The following is a 17784-nucleotide window of genomic DNA, read 5'->3' as shown; positions in this document are numbered from 1 at the left end:
AATTCTTTCATTTTTTAAATAGGAGAGGATTTAATGAAGTTAAAGGACCTGCTAGAGACCAATATCACTGAGTTTGGGGAGTATCCGCTTTTATTTTTCAAGAATAAGACTTATTCAAATGTGGAAACGAAAAATTACGCTGAACAATTAGCCAATGGATTACAGAGGCTTGGCATTGACAAAGCCGACCGTGTTATTGTCTGCATGCCCAATTGTCCTGAAGTCCTTTTTGCCTATCAAGGAATTACCAGGGCAGGAGCGATCATCGTTCCAGTTATGTTCACTCTTCATCCAAAAGAGCTTCATTACATTGCCTTAAATTCGGGGGCTAAAGCAGTTATTACTTCCTCCTATGTTTCTCAAAATGTTGAAAAAGCTCTAGAAGGATTACCGTCAAAACCACAGTTAATTGTGGTGGATCAGCCATCAAATGACCGGGCGAAAAACTTTTATGATGTAATGGCGCAAGGGGAAAGCCGTGAGTTTGGTGAAGTGAGACCAGAAGATACAGCAGTAATTTTATATACATCTGGTACTACCGGAAATCCAAAAGGTGTTCTCTTAACTCATAAAAATCTCTATTCTAATGCAGCGAATTCCGCCAAACATAATGATACAGAGCGAGGAACTACACTTGGGGTTCTGCCGCTTGCGCATGTCTATGGTCTGACGGTTTCCAATGTTTGCTTCCTTACGGGAAGTTCAATTGTCGTTTTCTCCAGCTTTGATGTAAAAGAAGTGTTCAGCGCGATTGAGAATTACCGAGTTAAAACTTTTTCAGCCGTTCCTGCGATGATTCACGCCTTAGTTTCTTATCCAGAGGCTGACCGATATGACACATCGAGCTTAGAGTCAGTAGGTTCAGGATCAGCACCGCTTCCTGTCGCATTATTAAATGCGTTTGAACAAAAGTTTGGCGCAAAGGTCTATGAAGGCTATGGGTTATCAGAAGCAGCACCGGTAGTCACGGCCCATAAGAAAGGCTATGAAGTCAAACCAGGGTCGGTCGGTATTCCGATTCCGGGGGTAGAAGTGAAAATTGTGAATGAAATTGGTGAGGAGCTTCCTATAGGAGAAGTGGGCGAATTAATCGTTCGCGGTGATAGTGTAACGCCAGGATACTACCAAAATCAGGAAGAATCACTTCGAGTGTTAAAGGATTCGTGGTTATATACCGGTGATATGGCCCGGATTGATGATGACGGCTATGTTTACATTGTCGACAGGAAAAAGGATTTAATCATTCGCGGCGGCTTTAATGTTTACCCGCGTGATGTCGAGGAAATTCTCAATGCTCATGAACAGGTGCTTGAAGCAGCAGTTGTCGGAGTCCCAGATGAGCGAATGGGTGAAGAAATGGTCGCATGCATTGTCAGGAAACCGGGTAATGATGTGACGGAAGAGGAATTAATCCTTTATTGCCAGGACCATCTCGCTAAAAACAAAACACCTAGAAGAGTAGTGTTTCTTGAGTCCTTGCCTCGAAATGGAGTAGGGAAAATCTTGAAAACACATTTGCGTAAAGGGGCTTCGGATATTGTAATCAAACCCTAAAGATAAAAAGGAGGAATAAACGTATGGGAAAAAGGACCATTTTAACGACTAGTAAACGAGGGTTACTTGAAGATTCTTTCCCTTATCGTCTTTATCAAAAAGCAAAGCGGTTGGGAACTTGGAATCCGGCAGATATAGATTTCAGCAAGGATCAGCGGGATTGGAAAACCCTTAACGCTGTACAAAAACAAGATATACTGAGGCTGATTTCGCAATTCCAGGCAGGGGAAGAGGCGGTTACACTTGATCTTCTTCCACTAATTATGGCCATTGCCAAAGAAGGCCGTCTTGAAGAAGAAATGTTTCTAACCACTTTTTTATATGAGGAAGCCAAGCACACCGAATTTTTCCGTCTTGTGTTAAATGCTCTTGGCGAGAGAGGGGACCTTTCCCACTTTCATACAGAAACATATCAGAAAATTTTCTATGAAATTCTCCCAACAACGATGGAACGCCTTATAACCGACCAGTCTCCAGAAGCGATAGCCGAGGCATCTGTCGTTTACAACATGTTTGTTGAAGGCGTATTAGCAGAAACGGGGTATTACTCTTTTTATGAAGCGTTAGAAAAGTCAAATATAATGCCAGGCCTCCTTGAAGGAATAGGGAATTTAAAGAAGGATGAGTCAAGACATATCGGCTACGGCACCTTCCTTTTGCAAAGATTAATTTGTGAGCATCCGCATCTCTTTGATTTTGTTGCAGCCAAAATGGCAGAACTGACTCCGTTAGCTATTCGGTTAAATCAGGAAGGAATTGCTGGAAGGGAGGTAAGTTCATTCGGAGGAAATCCTGATGATGTCATGAATTTTACCTTAAAACAACTATCTGTCCGAATGGAAGTGTTAGCTAGAGCGAAAGGTAAAAAAATCGAAGAGATTTATAGAGTAACAGACAGTGAGATTGGGGTTCTGTAATGAAAATATAACTAAGGAGGATTTTACGATGACAGTAAAGGTAGAGGTGCCAGCTTTTCCCCACTTTATAAACGGAAAGTGGGAGCAAGCTCGCAGCCAGGAAATGTTTGATGTGTTCAACCCAGCAACCGGAGAGCTGGCAGCAAAGGTTGCAAAAGGAACGCCGGCTGACGTGGATCGTGCAGTGAAAGCAGCGCGCGATGCCTTTGACCATGGCGATTGGAAAAGTATGAAGCCAAAGGATCGGGCAAATGTACTCTATGCTATTTCCTATCAAATCGCTGCGAATGCAGAAGAATTGGCTTACTTGGAAGCAATTAGTTCAGGTGGAACGGTCCGCCGAATTGGCAGCAGCGATATTTTACAAATGGTTGATTTATTTCAAACGCTTGCAAAATTTACGTTAGAATATCCTTTTTCTGAGACTCTACCAGTTCCACCATTCCCTGGGCCGGCCCATAACTTTATCTGGAGAGAGCCTATTGGCGTTTGTGCAGCCATCACCCCTTGGAATCTGCCAATGGTAATCGCGACATGGAAAATCGCTCCGGCACTGGCAATGGGGAACACCATTGTGATCAAACCTGCCAGCTACACCCCGCTTTCTACTCTGAAACTAGCAGAAATTATCTCTGCCGTGGTCCCTCCTGGTGTCATAAACGTTGTGGCAGGTCCTGGTGCAGAAGTAGGAGAGGCCCTGGTAACACATCCAAAGGTTGACAAGGTTGCCTTTACAGGATCAACCGAGGTTGGCAGAAGAATTATGGGACTTGCCGCTGGGACGATTAAAAATACTACACTAGAGCTTGGGGGAAAATCGCCAAATATAATTTTAGAAGATGCCGACCTAAGTATCGCCCTCCCTGGAAGTTTGTTTGGGGTATTCCTGCATTCCGGTCAGTTATGTGAATCTGGTACCCGGTTATTTGTCCCAGATAAGCTTTATGACCAAGTTGTAGAAGGACTTGTGGCCTTGGCTGGAAAATTACAGCTCGGAAATCCGCTTGATCCCGCAACGGATGTTGGACCTGTCATTTCGAGAAAACAAAAAGAAACCATTCTCTCTTACATTGAGGCTGGAAAACAAGAGGGAGCAACATTAGTTTGCGGCGGCAAAGAAGTGAAGGTTCCAGGCTGTGAAGAAGGTCATTTTATCGAGCCGACGATTTTTACCAATGTAACTAATGATATGAAAATTGCTCAAGAGGAAATTTTCGGACCAGTACTATCTGTTATCCGTTATTCAGATTTAGACGAAGCGATTAAAATGGCAAATGATACGATTTATGGATTAGCTGCAGGTGTTTGGACCCGTGACGTAAATAAGGCCTATGAGGTTGCGAGAAAGCTTCAAGCAGGTGTGGTTTGGATCAATGACTGGCATATGCTTCGCAGTGATGCTCCTTTCGGCGGATATAAACAAAGCGGCATCGGCCGGGAAATGGGGCAGCATTCACTTGATGCCTATACACAAGTGAAGCATGTTCACACTTCCATGTCCCCAGAGCTGGAGAGGCGTAATTGGTACGGTATTTTATTCGGCCAAAACAAATGAAGAGGTGAGGATTTAAAATGAAAACAACCTTATCACAGTTCATGTTACGTACTGGAATTTACAGCGGTTCAAATTCACGGGCCATGGTACCGAGTTTATTTGCCGGGCTTGGTGCAAAACGTGTACTTCTTTTAAGCGATAAAGGCCTAGAAAAAGCAGGTATCGTCGAAAAAGTAGCGTCTATTTTTGAGCTGACTAGCCATGGAAGCGGCCCGCAGCTAGTTGGAACATATCTTGACATTGCTCAAGATGCGGAAAGCCGTTGTATTAATGATGCGGTTCGTTATGCAAAGGAAGTCGGGGCAGATAGTTTGCTGGCGGTTGGCGGCGGAAGTGTCCTTGATACTGTCAAAGGTGTGAAGTATGCACTCCATAAAGGGCTTGCCGACATTAAAGAGGCTATTCCGGGCGGCTTATTGTTTGAGTCTTTTCCAAAGGCGAACCATATCCCCATTCCGCATATTGCCATACCGACGACAGCGGGTACCGGATCAGAGGTGTCGCCAATTGCTGTTATTTATAATGAGGATATTCAAATGAAGACGAATATCATCAATCCGTTTATAAATGCCGATATGGCCGTTTTAGATCCGGACTTAACTGTCGGGCTTCCGCCATTCATTACCGCTTTTACAGGTTTTGATGCGTTAACTCATGCGATTGAAGCATTGGCATCACCGACAGCGACGGGATTAACAGATGCTTATGCCCTCCATGCGATTCGCTTAATTGAAAAAAATCTTCCGGTTGCGGTGGCAGAAGGCGAGAACCTTGAAGCCCGGATGGATCTGCTTCAGGCGAGTTTAATGGGAATTACCGCCTTCAGCTTCGCTTTAAATGCGATTCCAGTTCATAATATGGCCCATGCATATGGTGCGTTGTTCCGCATTCCGCATGGCTTGGCAAACGCTGTATTCTTACCGGTGGTTATGGAACTGGTTCCGCAGCTGTATTTGCCAAAGGCGGCTAAACTGGCACAAGCGTTAAATGTGGATGTGGAGGGAGATTCAGCTGAAACCGCTTTATCTAAGGTTGTGGATAAAATTCGCTTGCTCCAGAAAAAGTGCGGCTTACCGGCTGATTTTAAAGAATACAATATTTCGGAAGAAGCACTGCTGCAGACGATTCCAGCCGTAATGAAGGACCCGGCGGCCTTGAGTTTCCCTATGCCAAAAGAATTGATTGCGGCGATTGGGCAAAGGGTTGTTCCCTTGACGGTTAAGTAGATTAGAATTGTGTCCCGGCCAGAGAATAAAAATTCCTTGGCTGGGGTGATTCGCAAATAAAATTGCTAGAATCACAAATAAATGGGTCAGATTCGCAAATAAACAATGAAAATTCGCAAATAAACTAGGGATTCTTGCAAATAACCTTACAATTGACTCAGGAGGAACATAACAATGATGGATTTTTCACTTACAGAAGAACAAGAATTATTAAGAAAAACAGTAAGACAGTTTGTAGACAAGGAAATTAACCCATATATTCGAGAATGGGATGAAAAACAGCATTTTGAATCGTCTATTCTAACACGCCTTGCTGATTTAGGACTTATGGGTGTTTGTATTCCTGAACAATATAGCGGCAGCGGCATGGATTATAACTCTTTGGCCATTGTCTGCGAAGAATTAGAAAGAGGAGATACGGCCTTCCGTACAGCGGTATCAGTTCACACTGGTCTTAACAGCATGACCTTGCTGCAATGGGGTAATGAAGAACAAAAGCAAAAGTATCTCACACCTCAGGCAAAGGGTGAAAAGGTTGGTGCTTTTGGATTAACCGAGCCTAATGCCGGGTCCGACGTTGCGGCGATGCAAACAACAGCCGTAAAAGAAGGCGAATATTACATATTAAATGGGTCTAAAACATGGATTTCCCTTTGTGATGTAGCCGATCACTTTTTGGTGTTTGCTTACACGGATAAGAGCAAAAAACATCATGGAATATCCGCATTTATTGTAGAGAGGAAATGGGAAGGATTTTCTTCAAAAGCAATTAAAGGGAAACTGGGAATTCGTGCGGGAAATACGGGGGAACTCTTTTTTGATAATGTGAAAGTCCCGAAAGAAAATTTACTTGGACAAGAAGGGGAAGGTTTTAAAATTGCCATGTCTGCCCTAGATAACGGCAGATTTACTGTGGCAGCAGGTGCATGTGGGACCATCATGGCCAGTTTAGAAGCAAGCTTAAAATATTGTCATGAAAGGAGTACATTTGGAAAAGAAATTGGCAAGCACCAGCTTGTGCAGCAAATGATTGCCAAAATGGAAGCGGGCCTAGTGCAATCACGTTTACTTGTATTTAGAGCCGGCTGGTTAAAAAATCAAGGGAAACGAAATACACGTGAAACCTCTCTAGCAAAGTGGCAGGCTTGTGATTATGCCTGGGAAGCTGCAAACGATGCGGTACAAATTCACGGGGCCTATGGATTCTCCAATGAGTACCCGGTAGAGCGTTATTTAAGAAATGCCAAGGCACCAGTTATTTATGAAGGAACTCGTGAAATTCATACTGTTATGCAGGCGGAATATGTTTTAGGCTACCGCGAGGACAAGCCCTTATCAAGCACACTTCCAGCATGGCCGTTTGAAGAGGCAAAAGAAACAGTAAAGTAAAAAGTAAAACCCATTATGGCATATCCATAATGGGTTTTTAGTTAAATCCTAATTTAGTATATATTAGTTCTTGTATTTCCTTATAGACCTTTTGATAAGGATATTGGTCTAATAGCATGGCAAAATGCAAGGAGATACCATCAATAACTCCCCAGAAAATGAAGGAAAGTTCATCAGGATTAACACTTGTTGAGATTTCCCCTTTTTCAATTCCTTCCACCAAAATACTTTTAAAAAGGTTTTTATACAATTCATATCGAGCCAGCATGATATCGCGTAGTTCGTTTTTTCTAGTGGAATACAGCCAAAATTCGATATGTACCCGGGTTGAATTGGAAAATTGGGGGTGTTGATCAAGGTGACTATATAGATGAAAAAAATAATCCAGCTTTTCTCTTGTATCAGCCAATTTTTCGAGTTCGCGTTTTAGCGAAGTAATATTCTCGTTGGTATGTTGATTCATTAATTCAATGTAAATATCATCCTTGGAATTAAAATAATTATAAATGGCTCCCTTGCTGATTTTGGAATGGGCAACGATATCGTCTATCGTTGCAACTTGAAATCCTTTTTCAGCAAAACATTCGAAGGCACTCTTGAGGATTGCCGCTTTCTTTTCTTGTTTATATTTATCGGAAACAACTGGTGGCATAAACATCCTCCCCAAAAATTCTTGACTAAGACTAATCTTAACAAAAAACATGTCAAAATGTAATGAAAGATTTTTATCAGAAAATATTGAAAAAGAGCTAAGGATTTGATTTAATGAAAATAGACTGAATAGTCGGTTTTGGTAGGAGGGTAACGATGAGCGAGATTAGAAAATTACATAACGATGAATTAAAGGAATTCGTAGAAATCGTGACAAATGCTTATCCTGGGATGATGCAGTCAACAAAAGAGATGAAAGAAGCCACTTTAAAAAGATTTATCGAGCGACAGGACCAAGATGCTTCCCTCGATTTTTACGGATTGTTTAGAAATGACAGATTATTGGGAGGGATGAGGCTTCATTACTACCAAATGAACCTTTTCGAAAAATTCATTCCTGTAGGGGGAGTTGGGCTTGTAGCAGTCGATCTTTTACATAAAAAAGAAAAAGCAGCCAAGGAGCTCATTTCATATTTTCTAAGTTCCTTTTTAGAAAAGGGAACAAATATGGTGCTTCTTTATCCATTCCGTCCTGATTTTTACAAAAAGATGGGGTTTGGGTATGGACCAAAGATGCACCAGTATCGAATCACTCCGGAAAGCTTCCCACTAGGTCCGAGTAAAACAAGACTTAGGTTTTTAAGCTTAAAAGATAAAGAGAAAGTAAGGGATTGTTATTCAAGGTATGCTATAAAAACCCATGGCATGTTTTATAAGACTGATGCGGAATTAGAAGGGATGTTTAAGAATCCAGACATCAGAATAATTGGATTTGAAGAGGATTATAAAATCAAAGGCTATATGCAGTTTTCATTTGAAAAAAGGAGCCCAACCAATTTTATAAACAATGACTTAGTCATCAAAGAAATGATTTTCGAAACTCCAGAAGCTTTGTTAGAAATTAGCACGTTTCTCCATACCCAAGCGGACCAGGTAAACCGAATTGTCTTGAATACCCAAGAGGAGAATGTCCACTATTTGATTGAGGATCCACGTAATGGTTCTCATAATCTCCTTCCTAGTGTATATCATGAAAGCAACCTCTCAGGTGTAGGATTAATGTATCGCATCATTAATGTTCATGGGATTTTTGAAGATTTAAAGAATCATAATTTCAACCAGGTAACGGCGAAGGTAAAACTTAAGATTAAGGATACATTTTTGCTGCAAAACAATGTCGAGTTAATTCTCCATGCTCATAACGGCTGGGTGAAAGTGGCTTCAAATGGGGATTATGATGTTGAAATCTCATTGGATATATCTGATTTTTCTTCAATGCTCATGGGAGTTGTAACCTTTAAAGATTTATATTTACTAGGAAGAATCGAAGTATCAAATTCCAAGTATATCCAGACTATGAACCGTTTGTTTTTCTCAATCGAAAAGCCTAGATGTATTTCTGTATTTTAGCTTAGGAGGGGAAAAGGAATGCAATATACTATAAAAAAATTAACCGAATGCACCATAGAAGAGGCGGTTATGGCCTGGAACCGAGGATTTGAAGAATATTTTGTCCAAATTGAAATGACACCCGACTTGTTCTTTAATCGCATGGTAAATGAAGGTCTTTCATTGAACGATTCCATTGTTGCATTTGATCAGAAGGAACCAATCGCCATCGTAGTGAATGGGTTTCGCACGGTGGAGGGTAAAAAAACAGCCTGGAATGGAGGAACGGGAATTGCTCCAGAATATCGAGGGAAAGGTGTTTCCCAACTATTAATGGAAGAAACCTTAAAAATTTATCAGGAAAATGGGGTCGAAGCTGCCACGCTTGAAGCAATAAAGGAAAATGAGAAAGCCATCCGCCTATACCAAAGATTTGGTTATGAGATTATCGATTCACTCGTATTCTTGAGCGGGACACCAAAGGGTACAAATGTGAACCCAATTCAAGCAGAATCGATCCGCCCAGAAAAGCTCGCACTTTTTCCTTTTTATAAAGAAAATGTCCCATGGCAATGCCAATGGCAGAGCGTAATGTCCGGTGAAGCACAAGTATATTATAGTAAGTCGGGAAATCCATTGGGATATGGCTTGTATAAGAAAGTGTGGAATCAAAATGGTCAGCTAGAGAAGGTATTTTTATATCAGTTGAAACTATTAGGAGAAGTGAATGTCCAGAACATAAATGCCATTTTGGCCGCGATCACTGAAAATGCCGATAATAAGGTGATCTTCACGATCATCAATGGATCTATCTCCTATCCAGTTATTCAATACCTAATGGATCTTGGATTTAATAAAACCACAGAGCAGGTTCAGATGCTAAAAAAAATCACCGAATAAATTTTTTTTGAAACCTAAATCGTATTATTATATAATTTCCAATAGGGCCATGTTCATTTAATGGGGCGGTCTTACATAATTTAATACGATTAGGAGTAATAAAAATGGAAAAAGTATTGATTTTCGGACATAAAAATCCAGACACAGATTCAATTTGTTCTGCGATCGCCTATGCAGACTTAAAAACACAGCTAGGGTTAGAGGTTGAGCCTATCCGCCTTGGCCAAATTAATGGCGAAACACAATTTGCGCTTGATAAATTTAATGCTGAGGTTCCACGTTTAGTTGAAGCCGTGGCTTCGGAAGTCAACTCCGTTATCTTAGTTGATCATAATGAGCGTCAGCAAAGTGCAAACGATATTACTGATGTTCGTGTATTAGAAGTAATTGACCACCACCGGATTGCCAACTTTGAAACAAGTGATCCCCTTTACTACCGCTGCGAGCCAGTTGGATGTACAGCAACTATTTTAAATAAAATGTACAAGGAAAATGGCAAGGAAATTAAACCTGAAATTGCCGGACTTATGCTTTCAGCGATTATTTCTGATTCCTTGTTATTCAAATCACCAACCTGCACGCAAGAAGACGTGGCCGCAGCACGTGAATTGGCAGAAATCGCTGGTGTCGATGCGGAAAGCTACGGATTAGAAATGCTTAAAGCTGGTGCAGATGTTAGGGATAAATCAATTGAAGAACTTTTAAGCCTGGATGCTAAAGGATTCGAAATGGGCGTAAGCAAAGTGGAAATTGCGCAAGTAAATGTAGTTGACACGGCTGATGTCCTATCACGTCAAGAGGAATTAGAAGCTGCTATTTCGCAAAAAATCGAAGAAAAAAACCTTGATTTATTCTTATTTGTCGTTACAGATATTTTAACTAACGATTCAATTGGTTTAGCGCTAGGAAGCAAAACTGCGGCTATAGAAAAAGCTTATAATGTGACACTTTCCAATAACACCGCAACCTTAAAAGGTGTTGTTTCCCGTAAAAAACAAATTGTTCCTGTCTTAACAGATATTTTCACTAAAGGTGAATTGTAATAAAAAACCGTTCATGCATACAATCGGCATGAACGGTTTTTTACTTGGGTTAGTTCGCTGGTAAACCGGGTGGATAATAATAGGGAGGGATTTTGAGCCAGCCTATTATTTCAGTCGTATAAAGTACAAATGGGCGCCCAGAAAATACTGGTGCGCCCATTTTTTATAGAACGGTATGGTTCTTATTTTCTTGCAGTTTGTCTTTCAAAAACGGATAAAGGTTTACAGCCAGATGGATGTTCAAAAATTGCTGGCTGTCCGAAAAATCCGTTGACAGTATGTCTTCGATTCTCTTTAAGCGATACATAAGTGTATTAGTATGAACATGAATGGCTTCTGCCGCTTCTTTAGCATTTTGATTGTGTTCAAGATAAGCAAATAGGGAAGGGAGGAGTTCCCCTTTCCTGGATTGGTCATACTCCATTAAAGGACCGAGAATCTCTCTGATAAAATCAGTTAGTTCTTCTTCAGTATTTTGAAGTAGAAGCCTTTGGACACCGAGATCTTTATAACTGATAACCTGGTTTTTCCCTCTAAAGCTCCGCAGGAATTGCAGGCATTTCGCCGCTTCCTGCAGAGATTTGGTAACCTTCAATAAACTCGAATGAATCCGGCCGATCCCGATGGAAACTGTTGTTCCCCAATTCTTTAATTGAATTTCCTGCTGGAAATTCGATACGAGCTCTTTAACCTGATGATGGGCATATGAAGCAGGCACCTTTTGTTGAAAAGTTAAAAGGATGACGATTTGATCGTGATTCCTGGCAGCTATCCCCTTTAAGAAATTTTTTAAAAATACGCGGTTGGCTAATTGGACCAGATGGCGGATAATACTGTTCCGTTTTGGGATATTATCGGATTCGTCAAGACGAATGATGAGTGCCATATAGTCCCCCATAGGGTCAAAATCCATCTGTTTTGTTTTTTGAAGAATCGTGTCGTCCATTTTTCCGGAAAAGAGAACGTCGATAAATTGATCATTTATTCGTTCTTGAGCGTCAAAAATGGCTTGTTCTTTCACTAACTCGAGCGCAATAACGGTACAAGCATGCTCCAATGCGGCAATATCCACTTCGCGCATTTTTTCTGGTGCAACAATGACAAGTGAGCCATATAAGGTCGGCATTGCCCCCACTGGGAGCACCGTTAAACACTGATTCCCATCATTCAAGGTTATTTCATGAAAAGAACGGGAAGTCCCAGGTGTCTTGATAGAATCCTGTGCCATTTGTTTTATCGTGGATAAGTCAATATTTCTCGGAGTGTTCTGAAATGACGAATAGATCAGCTCGCCCAGATCATCTAACAGCAATACCGTGTGACCGGTTGTCACATGTAAATAGGAAATAATCGAATCAAGCCCTTCGCCGTTTAAAACTAGTTTAGCCAGCTGATTATGGACATCTACCGAGCGGGAAAGCATCTCATTTTGTTGTGAAATAGTGTCATTTAATGATTCCAGCTGCCTTACGGTCTCTTCCTGCTCGCGGTAGAGGCTGGCCTTTTCCAAGGCAACGGCCGCCTGGTGGGCAATTGCGGTTAATAGATTAATATCCTCCGGAATAAAGTGAAGCGACGGATCAAAGGAATCAAGCGTAATTACTCCAATGCAATCCCCTTTTAACAGGATAGGGGCGCAAATGGTTGAATAAGGGACTGTCGGTATTGTTTTAAGCATTAGTGCCAGGTTCTTTTCGGAAAGAGTAGCGGTTGCCTTTTCCACTTCCGTCCTGTTATGAAATATCAAGCATTTCTGTGCAGTGAAAGCGAGGCCTGTCATCGACTCACCAGGTTTTAGTCTTACATTTGATATTTCGGATTTAAAGTTGCTGTCAGACTTTGGAATGAGCACATCTTCTTTTGGATCATAGATAAATAAAACACCTCCATGGGCTGCATCGATAACAGAGACGGTTTGAACCATAATTGAATCTATAATAGTATCGATATCCAAGGAAGAGTTTAAAACATTGGATACATGAATTAATGATTGCAGCTGTCGATGGCTAAGTGTTTCCTTCATGATGCACCTCAAATCTAATTTATTAAAATAATGAAAAAATTACTTTCTATTATCTATTTTAACAAAAAATTTTCGTAATTGTATGATTTTTATAAGGTATAATAAGGAATAGGGGATATTTAACGCTTATTTTTGTGTTTTTACACAAATTGTTTATTCGAAATTTTGTGCAAAAAAACATTATAAAAATTCAGATAAGTTTTATAATTATAAATACATAAAAAATACACGCCATTCTATTAACACAATAAAACTATGAAATTGGCAGAAGGGGTAGAGCCTTGATAAATGCAGAAAGATTATGGAGCCGATTACAGCTCCTAAGCGAAATTGGAAAAACAGAATCTGGGGGAGTTACTCGTTTGTCCTTTACCCAGGAAGAAAGAGATGCCAAGAATCTGGTTGCATCCTTTATGAAGGAAGCTGGACTAATGGTTCGGGAAGATGAAGTTGGAAACTTAATTGGGAGAAAAGAAGGTTTGAATCCGAAAGCTTCAGTAGTTCTGACCGGCTCCCATGTCGATTCAGTCTTTAATGGAGGCAATTTCGATGGACCATTGGGAGTTCTGGCTGCTGTTGAAGCACTCCAAGTGATGAATGATGAAGAGATTGAAACAGAACATCCAATTGAAGTCATTGCATTTACTGATGAAGAAGGAGCAAGGTTCAGCTTTGGTATGATTGGCAGCCGAGGAATCGCTGGTACCCTTACACAGGAGGAACTGCTGAATAAAGATAAACAGGGGATTTCAATAGCGGAAGCATTCGTCTCCAGTGGTCTTAACCCTGATGAAATTGCGAAAGCTGCCCGTAAACCTGGGGATGTCAAAGCATATGTGGAGCTTCATATAGAGCAGGGGAAAGTCCTTGAAGGTCAGAACCTTTCAACTGGGATCGTTTCCGGACTCGCTGGACCGTTGTGGCTTAAGTTCACTTTTGAAGGGGAAGTTGGCCACGCAGGAGCGACTCCAATGCCAATAAGGCATGATGCATTAACAGCAGCAGCAAGAGTGATGTTAGTGATTGAGGAGGAAGCTTCAAAAACGGGAACGACAGTGGGGACTGTTGGACAAGTTCAAGTATTACCAGGGGGAATCAACATCATTCCTGGCCATGTCGAATTCACTTTAGATTTACGGGATATTGATGAGAATGTCCGCGACGGTGTGGAATATCAAATAAGAAAAGCTGCTGCAAAGATCTGTGAAAATCAAGGTGTTAAGTTAACCATTGAAGATCTGCAACGGGTTGCACCTGCCCCATGCTCTGACTTGATCAAAAATGCTGCAAGCGAAGCATTTGAATCGCTTGGGCTTGAGGTTCAATTTCTCCCTAGTGGAGCGGGCCATGACGGGATGCAATTAATGGATTTATGTCCAATGGGGATGATCTTCATTCGCTCAAAGAATGGAATAAGCCACGATCCAGCTGAATGGAGCTCAAAAGAAGATTGTAGAGACGGAGCGAATGTCCTCTATCAAACAGTTCTGAAACTGGCTGTCCAAAAAGTTAATGTAACAATGAAATAAATTGGAGATGATTTCAATGAGTACAGGTACTTCAACAAATCTAAATCAATTGGCAAGTAATCTAAAGGAACAGGTCATTTCATGGAGAAGACATTTACATCAAAATCCGGAAGTTTCATTTCATGAAGAAAATACGGCCCAATTTATTTTTGATACATTACATTCTTTTGGAAACTTGGAAATTTCCAGGCCGACAAAAACAAGTGTCATGGCACGTTTGATTGGAACTCAACCGGGAAAAACTCTTGCGATTCGAGCGGACATGGATGCTCTTCCAATTCAGGAAGAGAACACATTTGAATTTGCTTCCCAAAACCCAGGGGTCATGCATGCATGCGGACATGACGGGCATACAGCAATGCTCTTGGGAACAGCAAAAATACTTTCAGGTTTAAAGGACCTAATTAAAGGGGAAGTTCGTTTCTTGTTCCAGCATGCCGAAGAGCTTTTTCCTGGCGGTGCTGAAGAAATGGTTCATGCTGGTGTAATGGATGGGGTCGATTTAGTAATTGGAACACATCTGTGGTCCCCAATGGAAATAGGCAAAGTTGGCGTGGTTTACGGTCCAATGATGGCCGCTCCGGATACTTTTTGGATTACAGTAAAGGGGAAAGGGGGACATGCTGCCCTCCCGCATCAAACAATCGATTCCATCGCGATTGCGGCCCAGGTTGTAACCAATTTGCAGCACATTGTCTCAAGGAATACGGATCCGCTTGATAGCCTAGTTATTTCTGTAACCCAAATTCTCGGCGGTACCACGCATAATGTTATTCCAGGGGCTGTTACACTTTGGGGTACGGTTCGAACCCTCGATCCTAAACTGCGTGAATCGATTCCGGGAAAAATGGAACGTGTCGTAAAGGGGATCACGGAAGCACATGAAGGATCCTATGATTTTAAATATGAATTTGGCTATCGTCCCGTTATCAATAACAACGAAGTGACTGCTGTCATTGAAGAAACTGTTAGAGAAGTTTTTGGTGAAGAAGCCCTTGATATGATGAGACCAAATATGGGCGGTGAAGATTTCTCGGCCTTTATGGAAAAAGCTCCAGGCTGTTATTTCTATGTCGGAGCAGGAAATGAAGCGGAAGGAATTACGTATCCACATCATCATGCACGCTTCACCATTGATGAAGATGCACTCGAAATCGGTGTGAAAACATTCCTAAATGCAACATTTAAATTTTTGGGGTGAAGTTTGTAGAACAAAGCAGAATAGATATAAAAAAATGGGGGTTAGGTTATGAAATTTCATCAGCTTCTTGCACTTATTCCGTTCATTGGTTTACTTGGGGGCGTACCTTTCGTCAATAAAGTCACTCCCTATGTTTTCGGGATGCCTTTTGTTCTATTTTATATCGTTTTATGGGTAGTACTAACTTCTGGCATCATGGCGATTGTTTTTAAATTGGACCCGGAAAATAAGGAGGAGATTTAATGAATACCGCATTAATTATTATTTTCGGATTTTTAGCGTTATCGATCTTCCTTGGTGTCCAGGCCCAAAAGGGGAAGGACATGAGCCTTGAGCAATGGTCAGTCGGAGGCCGCGGCTTCGGAACCATCTTTGTTTTCTTGTTGATGGCTGGTGAGATTTATACGACCTTTACCTTCTTAGGTGGAAGTGGATGGGCATACGGGAAAGGCGGCCCAACATATTATATTTTAGGATACGGCTGTTTAGCTTATATCATGTCTTATTGGCTGCTTCCTGCCATTTGGAAATATGCGAAAGATAACAAATTGATGTCTCAATCCGATTTCTTTGTCAGCAAATATAAAAGCCCATTTCTTGGAGTTTTTGTATCGCTAGTAGGTGTTGTCGCACTTATTCCATACCTTATCTTGCAATTAAAAGGACTCGGAATTATTGTTTCAGAAGCATCTGGCGGTTCTATTTCATCAACGGCTGCGATTTGGATCGGTGTTATCGCTGTTACAGCATACGTGATGATTTCGGGGATTCACGGTTCGGCATGGACAGCAGTAATTAAGGATATAATGATTCTCGGTGTCGTCTTATTCCTAGGAATCTATTTACCGATCCATTATTATGGCGGCTTCCAGCCAATGTTTGAAGCGATTGAAGCTGCAAAACCGGGATTTCTTGCGCTGCCCGCTACTGGTTTAAGTGTTTCTTGGTTTATTTCTACCGTTCTATTAACAGCACTTGGCTTCTATATGTGGCCTCATACCTTCGGCTCGATTTATTCTGCCCAAAGTGCAAAGGTATTCCGGAAGAATGCCATTATCATGCCACTGTATCAGTTAGTGTTATTATTTGTATTTTTTGTAGGCTTCGCGGCAATTCTTCAAGTAAAAGGTTTAGAAGGTGCTGCTGGTGACCTAGCATTGTTAAAGCTTTCGATGCAAACGTTTGATCCATGGGTAGTAGGTTTAATCGGTGCTGCCGGCTTATTAACCGCCATCGTTCCTGGGTCTATGATTATGATGTCAGCAGCTACTCTTCTTGCGAAAAATGTATATAAGGTATTTGTTCCTAAGGCATCTGATCAGCAAATTTCAAAACTTGCTAAAAATCTTGTCCCTGCAGTGGCAATCATCGCTCTTTATTTTACTTTTAAAGGCGGCGACACTCTTGTGACTTTGTTATTGATGGGATATAGCTTAGTAACTCAACTATTCCCGGCATTAGTATTCAGCTTAGCTAAAAAGAACATTGTGACGAAGGCAGGTGCCTTTGCAGGAATTGCAGTAGGAGTATTTACAGTTGCTTACATTACAATTAGTGCTTCAACGGTTGGAACACTGTTCCCTGCACTGCCACAATTTATAAAAGACTTAAATGTTGGAGTTATTGCCCTTATTATTAATCTTGTCGTTACGTTTGTTGTAAGTGCGGTTACAAGATCAGCAAAAACGGCAAATAACCCGAATCAGAGTGTAGCCTAAATCAAAAAAGTTCACGGTCATTAACAGCCGTGAACTTTTTTCGTATAAAATATAAGATTATTGCTGGTCGGATTGCTTCTGACCTTCTTCCTTCTTATTATTCAATAGAAAGAAGGTTAATGGTTTTTCAGAGCCAGTCATTAGTTTATAAACATAAGAAGAAGTTACTTTATAGCCATCTTCAATTTTTGCCGCTAAATAATTCGTCCTTTCAAAAAGGATGGAACGAATATTGTTTAGCTGTCGTGACATTTTGTCAATCAGGGCTTCCTGTGTATCTAAACGCTGCAAAACCCTCCCTTCAAACTCTACTTGTTCGGTAAGTTTTCCTGCCAAATCTTTTTGCAATTCAAGCTGCTTATCATTAATAGTCTGTAAGCATTGGATGATCTGCTTTTCAAATTCCTTTTGATATTGATGATTTTCTCTTAGGTCGTGGAGTTGAATGTCAACCTCTTTCCAATGAATGGCTTCGGTCTCTTTATTAAGCTGTGATTGCATTCTAAGTTCATTAATTAGCTCGGTAAAATAATCCTTCCGCGAGTACGCTTGATTAGGTTCATTAATAGTTTGCTTATTTTTAAACACTTCAGGGTGCTCCCGATTGTTGATAAATAATCCCATACCTCACCCGCCCTTTTTATCTTTAGTAGTGTCATTTTATGCCCGAAACCACATTGGGGGGACAA

The 17784-nt window shown here is 41.1% G+C and carries 15 protein-coding genes; 12 read left to right on the top strand and 3 right to left on the bottom strand.

Going from position 1 to position 17784, the window contains the following annotated elements:
- Positions 1–33 precede the first annotated feature (33 nt).
- The 5 genes from LC455_RS01410 (at position 34) to LC455_RS01390 (ending at position 6641) form a co-directional block, all read left to right on the top strand.
- On the top strand, positions 34–1554 hold the full coding sequence (locus tag LC455_RS01410; protein WP_223587779.1) for a long-chain-fatty-acid--CoA ligase: 1521 nt from the start codon (positions 34–36) through the stop codon (positions 1552–1554).
- Positions 1555–1577: 23 nt separating this feature from the next.
- The gene (locus tag LC455_RS01405) at positions 1578–2471 is read left to right on the top strand and encodes a R2-like ligand-binding oxidase (protein WP_223587778.1); all 894 of its coding nucleotides are present in this window, start codon (positions 1578–1580) and stop codon (positions 2469–2471) included.
- A 28-nt stretch (positions 2472–2499) separates the two neighbouring features.
- Positions 2500–4026, top strand: coding sequence for an aldehyde dehydrogenase family protein (locus LC455_RS01400; RefSeq protein WP_223587777.1), 1527 nt, complete (start codon positions 2500–2502; stop codon positions 4024–4026).
- 17 nt (positions 4027–4043) lie between these two features.
- Positions 4044–5252, top strand: coding sequence for an iron-containing alcohol dehydrogenase (locus LC455_RS01395; RefSeq protein ID WP_223587776.1), 1209 nt, complete (start codon positions 4044–4046; stop codon positions 5250–5252).
- Between the two features lie 177 nt (positions 5253–5429).
- A complete protein-coding gene (locus tag LC455_RS01390) occupies positions 5430–6641 on the top strand; it encodes an acyl-CoA dehydrogenase family protein (RefSeq protein ID WP_223588649.1) in 1212 nt (403 codons plus the stop codon).
- 37 nt (positions 6642–6678) lie between these two features.
- Here the strand turns inward: LC455_RS01390 and LC455_RS01385 are convergent, their stop codons facing one another.
- Positions 6679–7293 carry a TetR/AcrR family transcriptional regulator gene (locus tag LC455_RS01385; RefSeq protein ID WP_223587775.1) on the bottom strand — a complete coding sequence of 205 codons (615 nt, stop codon included), beginning with the start codon at positions 7291–7293 and terminating at the stop codon, positions 6679–6681.
- A 155-nt stretch (positions 7294–7448) separates the two neighbouring features.
- Here LC455_RS01385 and LC455_RS01380 point away from each other — a divergent pair, with 155 nt between their 5' ends.
- The 3 genes from LC455_RS01380 to LC455_RS01370 all read left to right on the top strand — a co-directional run bounded on the left by LC455_RS01380 (position 7449) and on the right by LC455_RS01370 (position 10624).
- Complete coding sequence (locus tag LC455_RS01380) at positions 7449–8702, top strand: GNAT family N-acetyltransferase (RefSeq protein WP_223587774.1); 1254 nt, start codon at positions 7449–7451, stop codon at positions 8700–8702.
- A gap of 18 nt (positions 8703–8720) precedes the next feature.
- Positions 8721–9581, top strand: a complete 861-nt coding sequence (locus LC455_RS01375; RefSeq protein WP_223587773.1) for a GNAT family N-acetyltransferase — start codon at positions 8721–8723, stop codon at positions 9579–9581.
- Positions 9582–9685: 104 nt separating this feature from the next.
- Positions 9686–10624, top strand: a complete 939-nt coding sequence (locus LC455_RS01370) for a manganese-dependent inorganic pyrophosphatase (RefSeq protein ID WP_223587772.1) — start codon at positions 9686–9688, stop codon at positions 10622–10624.
- 163 nt (positions 10625–10787) lie between these two features.
- On the opposite strand, the gene LC455_RS01365 is transcribed toward LC455_RS01370, so the two are convergent.
- Positions 10788–12647: a helix-turn-helix domain-containing protein gene (locus LC455_RS01365; RefSeq protein WP_223587771.1), complete on the bottom strand. Its 1860-nt coding sequence runs from the start codon at positions 12645–12647 to the stop codon at positions 10788–10790.
- 281 nt (positions 12648–12928) lie between these two features.
- Between LC455_RS01365 and LC455_RS01360 the strand changes: the two genes are divergently transcribed.
- Genes LC455_RS01360 through LC455_RS01345 form a run of 4 tightly spaced genes read left to right on the top strand, consistent with a single transcriptional unit; the run spans position 12929 to position 17095 of the window.
- On the top strand, positions 12929–14176 hold the full coding sequence (locus LC455_RS01360; RefSeq protein ID WP_223587770.1) for a Zn-dependent hydrolase: 1248 nt from the start codon (positions 12929–12931) through the stop codon (positions 14174–14176).
- 16 nt (positions 14177–14192) lie between these two features.
- Positions 14193–15377: a M20 family metallopeptidase gene (locus tag LC455_RS01355; RefSeq protein ID WP_223587769.1), complete on the top strand. Its 1185-nt coding sequence runs from the start codon at positions 14193–14195 to the stop codon at positions 15375–15377.
- Between the two features lie 48 nt (positions 15378–15425).
- Positions 15426–15620 carry a DUF3311 domain-containing protein gene (locus LC455_RS01350; protein ID WP_223587768.1) on the top strand — a complete coding sequence of 65 codons (195 nt, stop codon included), beginning with the start codon at positions 15426–15428 and terminating at the stop codon, positions 15618–15620.
- Positions 15620–17095 carry a sodium:solute symporter family protein gene (locus LC455_RS01345; protein ID WP_223587767.1) on the top strand — a complete coding sequence of 492 codons (1476 nt, stop codon included), beginning with the start codon at positions 15620–15622 and terminating at the stop codon, positions 17093–17095. The genes LC455_RS01350 and LC455_RS01345 overlap by 1 nt, the downstream gene beginning before the upstream one ends.
- 57 nt (positions 17096–17152) lie before the next feature.
- On the opposite strand, the gene LC455_RS01340 is transcribed toward LC455_RS01345, so the two are convergent.
- On the bottom strand, positions 17153–17719 hold the full coding sequence (locus LC455_RS01340) for a hypothetical protein (protein WP_223587766.1): 567 nt from the start codon (positions 17717–17719) through the stop codon (positions 17153–17155).
- Positions 17720–17784: the final 65 nt, after the last annotated feature.

The sequence above is a fragment of the Neobacillus bataviensis genome (assembly GCF_019969725.1).
Note: the sequence above shows the minus strand (reverse complement) of the source record. Positions and strands in the feature narration are given on the sequence as shown.